Below are 12,172 nucleotides of genomic sequence, written 5' to 3' on the forward strand. Positions count from 1 at the left end.
GGAAGACTACCAGGCGCTCGCCGAGCTGTACGCCATCGTCCGCCGCGACCTCGACCTGGTTCCTGTCGACCACGAGCTGACCGCCAAGACCAAGGCCCTACTGCGCTCGCGCACTAGTAGCAGCGCACCAACAGCCCCGGAGGCCGTGCGTGAGCTGAGCCTTGAACGACTGCAAGCCCTCAAGAATAGCCGTCTCTCTTCTTTAGCAAAGATAATCAATTTGCGTAAATTGCTCTCACTGACCGTCGAAACCAAAGCCAGGCAAGAGCCGCACCTGGTCTCGATCGGCGAGCGCGCCGAAGAGGTAGCGCGCGAGTACGAGGCGCGCCATGTTGCCACGCAGCAGGCCCTCGACGAGTACGAGAAGCTGGCCGAGGAATATCTGCACGCCAGCGAGGAGCGTCAACGCCTGGGCCTAGGTAGCAACGCCTTTGCTATCTACCAGGAGCTGCGCCGGCAGGTGGTCACCGCCAGTCCACAGCAGGCTCAGGCTCTTGATGAGGCCTTTAAGCGCTATCCTGACTATGAGTGGAATCCTTCCCAAGAGAGCCACTTGCGCGCCGAACTCTATCGCCTGCTGTATCCTGTGTGTGGGGTCACGTTAGCGGTGAGCCTTGCCTCAAAACTGTTACGTCTGGAGCGAGTAAAAGAAGCATGAAAGCGCCCAAAAAGAAATCGAAGCGACAATCCCCTGAAGAACCGCAATACTGGTACGACGATGAAGAACTCCGCTGGGCCGTGCGCTACTGGGCGGCGCGCATCGGGGTCAAGGTGCCTCAGGTGCGTTTCCAGCGCATGCCCGATGCCTGGGGGCGCATCACCCCAAATGGCTGGCTGGCTCTTGATCCCACCTTGCTGACGCTGCCGCGTCCTCTGGGCGAGCTGGTGATCGTTCACGAACTCGTACATCAGCTCGTTCCCAATCATGGCCGGGTCTTCAAACTCTTCATGCATGCCTATCTGCCAGACTGGGAGGAACGAGAGCGCGAGCTACAGCGCTATGCCCAATCCCCTGACGAGCACAGGCCAGCCCTCTAACGAGGATGGCACCAGGCCAGGAGGGGCCAAGGCCGGCAAGAGCTGGCCTGATCCCCTTCTGGCCAGCGCCCATTAGTATTGGCTTCCTGCTACAACTCACCCGCCTAGCCAGGTTGAGATAGCACCTGCCTGTCCTGACCCGGCAACGCTTGCAGGGAAGCGACCTCTACCGGTACAATGATAGAAAACGCGGCCTGTGAGGCTGCACAGCGCCGGCGGCCTCCATGAACAACAGAACAGACAGTTCAAGAACACAGCTATCTGGACTCATGACCGATGCGATCCCATCCTGTTCGCGGCTCATGACAGCGCCGTCAGCGCAGCGGAGCAGCCCGGTCACAGGCGCCTGGCTGGGCGCTGAAGGGCCAGTCAGGCAGTATTACGGCTCTTGCAGCAGGAGAGGAGGTCCGCGAACCTGTGAGCAGCCCTCTCATCAGAGAAGTCCGCAGCCCCGCCCGTCGCAGTCGCGCTCGGACCACCCGTTTCAGACAGGGCCGGTCGACCCGCTACGTGCGCTACGTCCGCTACCTTGGTTCACTGGGCCGTGCCAGCCGGCGGGCCGTCCAGGTCACGCGCCAACAGGCCCCCGCCTGGCGGCGCTCCGTCCGCTCGCGCTACGTACTCGCCTGGTTAACAGCTTATCTCTACGGCTCGCTTCCGCTCGTCTACTGGCTCGGGCGGCGCAGCGGCGTTAATCTGCGCCAGAGCGGCTCGGGCAACGTTGGCGTCTCTAATCTGCTCAGCAGCAGCAAGCGCGGTCGCCGCTGGGCAATACCGGCAGCGCTCTTCGACGCCTCCAAAGGCTATCTGCCGATTAGCATCTGCCGCCGCCTGGGCTACCCGCGCGAAGTGGCCGAACTGGCCGGCGTCTGCGGCGTCGTGGGCCAGTGCTGGCCGCTCTTCCTGCGCTTCAACGGCGGGCGCGGCCTGAGCGCTTTCCTGGGGGCCGCCCTGCAGATCAACCGCCGCGCCGGCCTGCTGGCTCTCTCGACCCTGGCCAGTGGTGTCCTCTGGCGACTCTGGTCACTGTTCTCCCACCACCAGGCCCCCGCGCCAGCTACCCGCAGGTCCTGGGCCAGTCACAGTATCAGCACCACAACAACGCGGAGCAAGGTCGTACCTTTGAGCGGCCTGGCCGCCATCCTGCTCTTCACCTTTCTCTGCCTGCGCGAGCATGAGCGCACCCAGCGCCAGCAGCTCATTCCACCTCTGCTGGCCGCCCTGCTTCTGTTACGCCGCCTGACCGCGCCGCTGCCCGACGACGCTGAGCACGGTCCCGCACGCCAGCCCAAGGCCTTGCTCTATCGCTTGCTCTACGATCGCAATACGCCCGATTAAGGAACGATCTCAGTACGAGCCGGCCAGCCAGTCGCACAGGAAGAAGAGAGGGTCAGCCCGCCACACGCAACAAGAAGGAGCTGAGAAGAGGCGAGCAGCAACAATGATAGGGATCGTCACCGATAGCACGGTGGGACTGCCGCCGACTGTTGCCGCATCACTCGGTATCACTATTGTGCCGCTGGTCATTCTCTTCGACCAAGAGGCTGTCCTTGACGGCGTCGACCTCGACAGTGCGGCCCTCTTTCGCCGCCTAGAGGCGGCGCCGATCTTCCCTCATACCTCCCAGCCCTCACCCGCCGCCTTTGTCCAGGCCTATAGCCGCCTGATCGCCGCGGGAGCCGAAGGTATTCTAGTCATCGTGCTTTCGTCGCGCCTGAGCGGCACCTATCAGACTGCGCACTTAGCTCGCGAGCTGCTCCCTGACGAACTGCGTCGGGTGCCCATCGAGATCATCGATTCGCAAAGCGCCGCTATCGGCATGCTACCAGCCGTGCTGCAGGCCGCCAGGGAGGCGCGTCAGGGACGCACGCTAGTCGAGATCCGGGCTCACGCCCAGGAGATACTAGCACGCACGCACTTTCTAGGCGTCCTCGACACCCTGGAGTTCGTCCGCCGCAACGGGCGCCTTAATGGGGTGCTGGCAACCCTGGGCGATCTGCTCGATTTGAAACCGATTCTGGTGCTGGAGCGCGGAAACATCGTCGCCGCAGGCCTGGCCCGCAGCCGGCGACGCGCCTGCCGTCACATCGCTCAATTGGTCAGGACCATGCGCCCCATCGAAAGCATCATCCTAGGCGAATCCAGCCCAGGGGCTGCCGACGATCTGCGCCGCGAGCTGCAGACTATCTACTCCGGCGAGCTGCCGCTGTATCCGTTGGGGGCCGCCCTGGCCCTCAACACCGGACCGGGCACTGCCGCTGTCGCCGTCGTCAGCCGCTCGCCGCTTAGCATGGGCACTAGCTGGAGTGCCGCAAGCGAACGCTCAGCTTGATAGCGCTTGCCACAAGCGAGCGAGGCTTTCGCCAGGCTCAGGCCGAGCATTTCGCGCGGAGCAGGCAGCCCCAGACCTGTTTGACCTGCGTATGGCCCGCCTGGTCCAGATGGAGCAAGAGCACCGGCTTATTGAGCACGTTGCCATCGCTGCCAAAGGCAATCATGCCAGTAATGCCCTGCCAGGCCTGGCTACCGCTAATCTGGAGCAGTGCCTGCTGCACACGCGGCCCTGTCAAGGGCCGACTTTGCTGGAAAAGGCGATAGCAGGCCTCCGCCAGGACAGAGACAGCATCATAGGCCAGCATGCTATCGGCGTCCGGTCGGGTGTAGCCGTAGGGGCTGTGACCGGGTGGCGTCGGCCCGAAGCTCGCTGCGTAGGTCTGCAAGAAGGTCTGCATCTGGGGCAAGGTCTGCCCTTGCCACTCATCGGGAAAGGCGAAAGCTGTGAAGTAGAGGCGCCCACTGCGAAAGGCAGGACGCGCCTCTTGGGCATAGTTGCCATAGATGTAGAGGGCGTCGCCCCCCAAAACAAGGGGACAGGCTACCGTTGCCCTTTCCGAGGGGGGCTGACAGGGCGGCAGCGCCTCCAGCAGTACGCTGACATCAGCCGAATAGCCTGCAAAATAGATCAGGTCAGGCTGGGTATGCAGCGCTTGCAACAGTAGATATGGTAGGGTGGAGGGTTGACCAACGCGGTACTCCTCAGTGGCCGTTACCTTATGCTCCGCATCTTCGAAGGCCAGGCGAAAGGAGGAGGCCAGACTCTGACTATATTTGTCGCGTGGATCCTCAAAGAGAGCCACGCGGTGCGCCCCCAGCGTCTGACGGGCATAGAGCGCGGCATCCTCGCCCTGCAGCGCATCCGGTGGGGCGATGCGCGCAAAGTAGGGCAGGTTGCGCAGGTCGTTGCCCGAGGCAGTCGGCGAGAGCATCGGCAGATGGGCCTGGTCAACCAGTGTGACGCTTTCGCTGACATCCCTGCTGAGCTCCCAGCCGATGATCCCCACTAGCGGCGCACTGCTGGCGGAGGCCGCGCTGGCTCCGGCTGCCCGGATGATCTGACAAGTCACCTGAAGAGCATCGCCATTGCCAGCGTTGGCCAGTAAGAGGCGCAGGCGCAGCGTATGGGTATCATTAAAGAGGCGCTGAGCGATATAGGCCCCCTGGAGGATATCGCGCGCGCCGCCGAGATACTGCGGGGTGAAGCGCGTGGCAACGACCAGGGTAACCGCAGGTAAGCCGCTTTGCTCGACGGTGACATTCTCGGCGTAGATGTGAGCCTCGGCGTCGTTCGTCACCTGCTCGATGGCACTTTGCCAGAGCGACTGCGCCTCGGAGAGGTTGCCAGCACTATATTGCTTGGCTGCTTCCTGCTTGCGAGGCAGATCGGGCAGAGTCCTGTCTAAGATGATGGAGCCGTCGCTGATACCGACAAGTTGGCCATCGGGGGCACTGGTTACGCCGATGTAGGCTGAGGTGGCCAGATTATTGCGTGGCAAGGAGCAGCCTGGGGATGAGGGAGCGCGTGGCCAGATGCGCGGAAGAATGTTCCAGCCGATAAAGACCAGCAGGAGCAGCGCCGTCACAATCACCCAGAAGCGTGTCTGCGCGAGTAGCGTGGCCAGGTCTTCTCTAAGCGCCTTCAGGAGCCGAATGAGACCACCTCGCGCCTCATGAAACTGAAGGACGACGCCGATGATGCCGCTGGCAAGCCCGATAAAGGTGGTAAGTTGAGCGGAGCCGCTTGCTTTGTAGCAGAACAAGCAAAGAACGACGATCAGGGCAAGCAATAAGACTACCTGAGCGAGGCGCCTGCTCATGCTGGTCCCCCCTTCCTTTTGCTTGCGGAAGGCTTACTAGGGCGAAGGACTCTTCGATCTCTTTCAGAAAGGCCGGCAGGGAGTTGCAGCGAAAGCTGCTGGCTTGTTGCTCATTATACAGCATAGGGCATGGCCTGCCTATGCTGCCTTTCCTGGCGGGCCTGGCGCCGGGGAGTAGCCTGTACTATGATAAGGAAGTAGCGCACCGTCTCGCGGACGAGAAGGCAGAGGGAGAGCTAGCTTGTGAGCGTTGTGACGCTGCAGGGTCTTCGCTCTTACTTACCCTCTGGGCGAGAAGGATGCTGAAAAAGAGATTGCGCTGGGAGCTGTCTGGGTCTGGGGTTTGCTAGCGGGCTGGATGCCACGGGTGAGGCCCAGCTCCAGCGGGGTGCGAAGGAAGATCACCGAGGAGCAACAGGGGAGCAATGCAGCCAACGCTATCATTCACTGGCGGGCAGGCCGTTGTCGCCAGCCTGCGCGCCCACCATGTTGAGGTTGTCTTTGGCATTCCTGGCGTACACAATCTACCGATCTACGATGCGCTCTACGATGAGCCAGGGATACGTCACGTGCTGGCGCGCCATGAGCAGGGTGCGGGATACATGGCCGATGGCTATGCGCGGATTAGCGGGCGTCCTGGGGTGGCCCTGGTGATCACGGGGCCAGGCGTGACCAACATTGCCACGCCGCTGGCCGACGCCTATGCTGATTCGCTGCCGCTATTGGTGATCGCGACCAGTTTGCCGGGTGAGACCGGCGGGCGTTCCTGGGGGCGCTTGCATGAACTGAAGGATCAGCTAGGGCTGGCACGCGCGTTGGTGGGCTGGAGCCATGAAGTGCAGCGTGTAGCAGAGATCCCAGAGGCTATTGCCGAGGCTCTGCGCCAGATGCGCACAGGACGGGCTCGCGGCGCTTTTTTGCAGATCCCGCTTGATGTGCTGGAAGCTGAGGAGGCAATGCCGTTGCCCAGGCTAGAGGAGGAGGAGTCGCTAGCAGTCGCTCCTGATAGCGAGGCGCTTCAGGCAGCTTTGGAGCTGTTGCGCACAGCGCAGAGGCCTGTGATTCTGGCCGGGGCCGGAGTGAGCGCAGCCGGGGCCAATCATGAGTTGTTGCGCCTGGCCGAGCTGCTGCAGGCGCCGGTTGTGCTCGGGGGGAAAAGCCATGATGTCTTGCCTAACGATCACCCGCTGGTGATCACGACGCGTGGCGCCCCGTCGCGCACGCTTGGCCCACTGCTGAGCCGCTCCGACCTGGCGCTGGTTGTGGGCAGCAAGCTGGGGATGCAGCGCACAACATTGCCAGCTCTGGAGCGTAGCCGGAGTGGGCAGTCAGAGACGGGCCGTCTACCTTTGCCAGAGAAGCTGATCCATATCGATATCGATGCGGGCGAGATTGGCCGCCGTTATCCGGTCAGCGTGGCCCTGGTCGCCGACGCCCGTCAGGCCTTGATCGCTCTCTTAGCAGGACTACAGGAAAAGGCGGGGGCCTACGAGGATCGCCGCGAGGAGGTGGCGCTTGTGCGCGCTGCTTTGAGCAAGCGAGCGCAGCAGATCTATGGCGAGGTTATGCCCTGGCTGGAGGCGTTGCGGGCAGTCTTGCCACGTGAGGGAATTGTGGTGGCCGATATGACGCTGGCTGGCTATGCCGCCGCTCAGGCTTTTCCAGTATACGAGCCACGCAGCTTCATTCATGCCTCCGAGCTATGTTCCATCGGGACGGGCCTGCCGCTGGCGTTGGGAGCTCAGTTAGCGGCGCCAGGGCGTCCGGTGGTGGCGCTTTGTGGCGACGGGGGCTTCTTGTTGAATGTGGGTGAGCTAGCGACGGCGGCCCAGGAGCGTATTCCGGTAGTGACTATTGTCTTTAATGATGCCTGCTACACGGCGGTGAAGAACGATCAGTCGCAGCGCTTCCCCGGACGTAGCATTGCGACAACCCTGGAGCCACCCGATTTTGTGACCCTGGCCCGAGCTTTCCATGTTGAGGGTCAGCGCGTTGCGACCCCTGAGGAGCTGGCTCAGGTGCTGTGTGCTCGGCTGGCCTTGCCGCAGGAGGCAGCGCGTCCGTTGCTGATCGAGGTGCCGTTGACGCAGCGCTGAGCTGCATCAGCAGTCGTCTGATAGTTCTCAGCGCCTGGGCCTGGACTCCCAGGCGCTGCTCTGTCCCTCCACTGTCTGCTTGTCATTTCTCTCCCGTTTTGCTACCCTATAATGGGAAGAAGAGCAGCGAAGCAGGGAAAAGATAGCAATGACGATTATCATAGGATGACCTGCCTGGTCAGGCATGAAGGGATCTCTTTTTTGTGCAAAGCGAGAGCGAGCTAGAATAGAGAGGAACGATTGATGAGTGCCTTTCAGGCTAAGGAGGAAGAATGATGGCAGGCTCATCGCAGTCAGCCGGGGACCGGCCTGATCCGTGGCCGCGTCGTAACTGGGCTTTTGCCGAGTACGAGCTAGGGCCAGGTCAGCGCGGGACGCTGGTGGCAGAGAGCAGCCTGCGTGATCTGCCGGGCACGGTACCGACGCCAGCTCCCGAGGCGCGCTACTTTTTTCCCATCCGTCTGGCTCACACGGTTGGGACAGCTCTCCATGAGGCCGATGCTGAGGATAAGCTGCTGAATGAGCTGGCTCGTCGCTTTAATCCGCGTCGCGAGCCGGTCTGTTCTGTCAAAGCCAGGGTACACCTCTACAGTGAGCGTCAGCCCTGCTCAGCGTGCGAGGATCTGATCAGGCAGTTCCGGCGCATGTTCCCTCACGTTGAGCTGACCGTAAACTACGATTTCGAGCCAGTTTTCTAGCTGGGCAGCCAGCCTGTGAACCAAGCGAGTCGATCAGAGGAGTCGCCGGACATCCTCCAGCACCAGTTATCGTGGCCGTCTCCTCTTTTTTGCCTGAATTGATGGAGCGGGGTCGTGGCAGGTGGATGAGTCGACCTGCGATGAGCAAGTGGCGTCTGCTGAGTGCTGGTCAGGAAAGGAGTCGTTGCTGAATGTATCTGGACCGAGTGCAGGCGCGTGTGCGGCAGTATCCGCAGCTTTACGGGCGCTGGCAGCCTTGCTATCCTTCGTGGGCAAACTGGCTAGAGCAGCAGCTAGGTTTGCGCTTTCCGCCAGCCTATCGTGAGTTTCTGCTCTGGCTTGGGCACTGGAGCGGTGGGCTGCTCGATGGTATCTCTTGCTGTTGGATGCATCTTGAGTTTAATCAGCGCTGGGCACGGGGCGATCTCGTGGAGCGAGAGCCGCTGCGGTTGCCGACGCTAGTGAATGCGCTGCCACCAGACGCGCTGATCTTCTGGCGCGAGGGCTATGACCGCTTTGCTTTCTTCCGAAGCGGTGAGGGAGATGATCCGCCTGTCTATAGCTGGCAGCGTCTGGCCGACAAGCCAAGTGCCTGGGAGCCTACGGGGAAGAGCTTTGTGACCTTTATAGAGCAAGAGCTTGAGCAGGCTCTGAGGCGTCGGGCGGCGCTGGAGGAAGCGCTGACCCGTCGTACCCCACCGCCGGGCGGTTATCTGGGGCGTGTGCGTGCGCGCTATGAGGCGATGGCAGGGCTGCTTTCGGGTCCTATTGAGGGATGTTCTGAGCAGGAAATAGCCGAGCTGGAGCGCATACTGCAGCGCCGTTTACCAGCGGCTTATCGCGAGCTGCTCCTTTGGCTTGGTCATCATCACAGTGGTCTGTTGGGCGAGCTGGCGATCTCGACCGACACGCTCTTGCCGTTGCAAAAGCAGGCTCGGGCCTGGCTGCAAGCAGATCGTGTGCCGGTTCGTTTGCCCGATGATGCTTTTGTCTTTTATCAGCGCTATGAGTCGGCTTTCGGCTTTTTCCGTCTGAGTGAGGGGGAAGACCCTCCTGTGTACGGCCATCTGGATGATCCGCGCCAGCCTCGTTTCGACTGGTGGCATCGTCATCTTAGTGATTTTGTGATGGCCCAGCTAGAGGAGAGCATTGCTTTGGCCGAGCGGCGCTGTCTTTGGGAAAGTAACCAGGAATAGCGTTCGTTTGTTGCGTTATTGCAGGGTCCAGGAGGAAGGCCAGCCAACCAGAGGGAGCAGTAGACAAAGGCCGGCTTTCTCCTCCTGTGCCTCTAAGTCACGGAGTGGCTTAATCAGGGCCTTGTTAGCTGGTAGGACCTATGCTTAACGGGCAAGTCAGGGTCTGGGCAATTCTGCAGTCTGCATTTGACGCTTGAGAGAACGCAGGTCCAGGTTGTATCTGGGCCTCGCATTTCTCTTGTCTTAGCTGGCTCCTTGGCCTCGTCCTCTTCTGGCTTCCACCTGCAGAGCTCGTTCTACGGCTGAGCGTCACATTCGCTATCCTCCTCTGGGAGCCCCAGAGACAGTTTTATGAGAGCTGTTTCTGATATTCCTCGCAGTCTTCCTAATCCTTTGCCTTCTAACCATTTTTATGTAATCGTAGAAGGCTCTTCTATCCATTGACACTCTGCTACAGCCTTTTCATATGCCACACCCTTTCAACATAAGGAAAAATATTACTTCCATCCTGGCAGTACTTGCTCTATCTCCCTACCTCATGCTATGATGCTAAGTGTGAATAGGAATATACTGATCATCATGAAGAGCAGTGCGCTCTCCTACCGACTCCTGAGCGCATCTCAGCGCCATTGGCTATGAATGCCAGTCCAGCCTGGCTAACTGATCCTGTACGCTGAGTATAGCAAAGGAGGATTCTAATGTCTGATCTTATCCTATTCGCTCCCCAGCGGCTGCTTTATGCTTCCCGAAGCATTTCTGAACGCACCCAGCACCTGCAGCAGCGTACGCCTTCTCTACTCGATGAGATCAACTCCATTAGCCAGCAGCTTCCTTCTGAGTATTACGAGCAAGCTTATTGGCAGATCATGCGGGCTCGCGCTTTCTTGAATCGCTCGATGGAGATCCGCGATCGGATCTGCATGTTTTTGGAGAGTGCCGCTACTGCTGCTCAGCAGCTTGACCAAGACCTTGCTCAGACCTTCAGTGATTACTCCTCCTCCAACAAGCAGTAAGCAGAGCTTTTCCTCGTCCCTCAGGGCGCAAAGAAGGAGGTCATTCTGAGATGGCCGGCCCTACGCGCATTCATTTTGAGAATCCAGTTACTATCTTTGCTGAAACAATGGCCCAGCCGCTGGAAGAGGCGGCTAGGCACTGGCGGACCTTGGTACAAGAGCATGCCGACGCCAATGACCATCTGCATCAGCAGGGCAGCGCTGTCTCTGACGTGCTTGGTTCGCGCGCCTCTCAGGCCTTCAGCAGCATAGTTCTGAAGCAGCATCAGTACACAAAGAGTATCACTGACTCTTTGCAGCAGCTAGCCGATATGCACCAGCAGGCTGCCGACCAGCTCAGAGCCAGTGCTCGCGATGCGGACAGAGTCATAGCTCCCTTCCTCTCCTTGGTCAACCACATTATGGATCAGCTCACTCCCGACCTGATCGTCCGTGAGGGGGAGGCGCCCATTCATGCTGTCTGTGCGGATCTGCGTCAGACTCTCGACCATCTGGATCACACCACCGGTAATCTGCTCCAGGATGTTTTCCAACTTAATTTCAGCGGTCTGGTGCACGATGCCCAGGAGGAAGAGAAAGAACTAGGGCGATTGCTCGGCGATGCTCTCGCTGCGCTGGCAGTGGTTGAGCCGGCGCTGGCCCAGTGGGCTGCCCAGACTCAGCAGGCGATGACTTGGCTCACCAACCAAGGGGCCAGGTTGCTTAATAATGTGGCAGATCATGTCTTTAGCATCGAAGATTTCTTTAACGCCGCAGCCATCCTTTATGACCCCAATGCCCTGCCGCAAGAGCGTCTTGGGGCTGTCTTCATGATCGCCTTCACTCTCTACCAGGACATAACCCTCTTCTGTCCTGAGCTCGACATTTTCAATTTCGCCATGCGAGGAGTCTTTAAGGTTCTCGAAAAGACCATCCTCAAGGAGCTTTTGGAGGCAGGGAGCAAGCTGATATTAGAGGGAGCAGAAAAAGGGTTGCAGAAGTTCCTTGCCCTCTTCTCCCGAGAAGCTGGAGAAGAAGGCGCCCAGGGAGCTGAGCGGGAAGCACTCCATGAAGCCGAGCAACAGGCCGCTAACGAGGCTGAGCAGCAGGCGCGTCCAGGCCCCGGGGGCAACGATGGTAATAGGTTCATCTCCGATAGCCAAGGCAACTCCTACGAGGTCCCTCACCAGTACAGAGCGCGCTACGGGAACCAGGTCTCTGCTGATTTTGAGGAAGCACAGAAGTTTAGAAATGGAATCGTTGAAGCTTATAGACAAGCAGGTAGATATTCTAACAGAGTAGTAAGGGATTGGTCGTGGCCAAGGCGCAATGTTTGCTTTATCAGATATGAATTAGAAGATGGTACTCATGGCACAACTTGGGCTATAAGTGGTGAAAATAGCCCTGTATCTCATATACCTACCGAGGGTCCGAGGCCCTATATTCAGATACAAAGCGCACCCGCCGTGGCCGACAATGAGCGGCTATTTAACCCTACTGATTTCCAATTTGCTGATACTGGTAACATACAACACCCGTTGTACGATTCGGAGGATAAGGCGCTCCATCAGCTTGCGCGCCAGCTTGATCGGATGCAACAGCAAGGCTCCAGTTCCAAGTTAGTGCAGGTTTACCTCTATACAGAGCGTGAGCCTTGTCCTTCCTGCAGCAACATCATTAAGCAATTCGAAGATCGCTATAGTATCACAGTAGATCTACACTACGACTTTGAATACATTGGCCCTTCTCGGAACCCGAGTACAGATGCTGCCCCATGAGATTTTATCTTATTCGCAGCTACATGGTCCTGGGATTGCAACCAGGCCTGGGTCTATTAGCTGTTTGTCATATAACAGGCTGCCGCAAAAGCGGCTGGGCCCAGTGCTTGGTTGCTCGTCGTTTTGGTGATTATCCTTTCAATAGGATCTCTGAAAATTCAATTTTAAATTATTTTTATAATGGTACAACCATCACTTTTCAATGCTTGGCATCTTCTCC

General features: G+C 59.2%; 9 protein-coding genes and 1 pseudogene. 9 read left to right on the forward strand and 1 reads right to left on the reverse strand.

Annotation, left to right across the window (positions count from 1 at the left end; all coding sequences use genetic code 11):
• The 4 genes and pseudogenes from IRZ24_RS10070 to IRZ24_RS10085 form a co-directional block, all read left to right on the forward strand.
• Window positions 1-658: pseudogene (locus IRZ24_RS10070) on the forward strand (type I restriction endonuclease subunit R); the annotation flags it as partial.
• Window positions 655-1,038: a M48 family metallopeptidase gene (locus tag IRZ24_RS10075; RefSeq protein ID WP_297163398.1), complete on the forward strand. Its 384-nt coding sequence runs from the start codon at window positions 655-657 to the stop codon at window positions 1,036-1,038. The pseudogene IRZ24_RS10070 and the gene IRZ24_RS10075, both read left to right, overlap by 4 nt.
• A 417-nt stretch (window positions 1,039-1,455) precedes the next feature.
• Window positions 1,456-2,376: a glycerol-3-phosphate acyltransferase gene (locus tag IRZ24_RS10080; protein ID WP_297163400.1), complete on the forward strand. Its 921-nt coding sequence runs from the start codon at window positions 1,456-1,458 to the stop codon at window positions 2,374-2,376.
• A gap of 103 nt (window positions 2,377-2,479) precedes the next feature.
• Window positions 2,480-3,370, forward strand: coding sequence for a DegV family protein (locus tag IRZ24_RS10085; RefSeq protein WP_297163402.1), 891 nt, complete (start codon window positions 2,480-2,482; stop codon window positions 3,368-3,370).
• A 37-nt stretch (window positions 3,371-3,407) separates the two neighbouring features.
• Here IRZ24_RS10085 and IRZ24_RS10090 read toward each other — a convergent pair whose 3' ends face one another.
• On the reverse strand, window positions 3,408-5,192 hold the full coding sequence (locus tag IRZ24_RS10090; RefSeq protein WP_297163406.1) for an ABC transporter substrate-binding protein: 1,785 nt from the start codon (window positions 5,190-5,192) through the stop codon (window positions 3,408-3,410).
• 425 nt (window positions 5,193-5,617) lie between these two features.
• Between IRZ24_RS10090 and IRZ24_RS10095 the strand changes: the two genes are divergently transcribed.
• The 5 genes from IRZ24_RS10095 (at window position 5,618) to IRZ24_RS10115 (ending at window position 11,952) form a co-directional block, all read left to right on the forward strand.
• Window positions 5,618-7,288 (forward strand): thiamine pyrophosphate-binding protein, encoded by a 1,671-nt coding sequence (locus IRZ24_RS10095; RefSeq protein ID WP_297163408.1) that lies wholly within the window; start codon window positions 5,618-5,620, stop codon window positions 7,286-7,288.
• A gap of 272 nt (window positions 7,289-7,560) precedes the next feature.
• The gene (locus IRZ24_RS10100; protein ID WP_297163410.1) at window positions 7,561-7,986 is read left to right on the forward strand and encodes a deaminase domain-containing protein; all 426 of its coding nucleotides are present in this window, start codon (window positions 7,561-7,563) and stop codon (window positions 7,984-7,986) included.
• Between the two features lie 191 nt (window positions 7,987-8,177).
• Window positions 8,178-9,182, forward strand: coding sequence for an SMI1/KNR4 family protein (locus IRZ24_RS10105; RefSeq protein WP_297163413.1), 1,005 nt, complete (start codon window positions 8,178-8,180; stop codon window positions 9,180-9,182).
• A 698-nt stretch (window positions 9,183-9,880) separates the two neighbouring features.
• Window positions 9,881-10,195 (forward strand): hypothetical protein, encoded by a 315-nt coding sequence (locus tag IRZ24_RS10110; RefSeq protein ID WP_297163416.1) that lies wholly within the window; start codon window positions 9,881-9,883, stop codon window positions 10,193-10,195.
• 50 nt (window positions 10,196-10,245) lie between these two features.
• Complete coding sequence (locus IRZ24_RS10115) at window positions 10,246-11,952, forward strand: deaminase domain-containing protein (RefSeq protein ID WP_297163419.1); 1,707 nt, start codon at window positions 10,246-10,248, stop codon at window positions 11,950-11,952.
• Window positions 11,953-12,172 lie beyond the last annotated feature (220 nt).

Source organism: Thermogemmatispora sp. (assembly GCF_019683755.1).
GTDB lineage: Bacteria > Chloroflexota > Ktedonobacteria > Ktedonobacterales > Ktedonobacteraceae > Thermogemmatispora.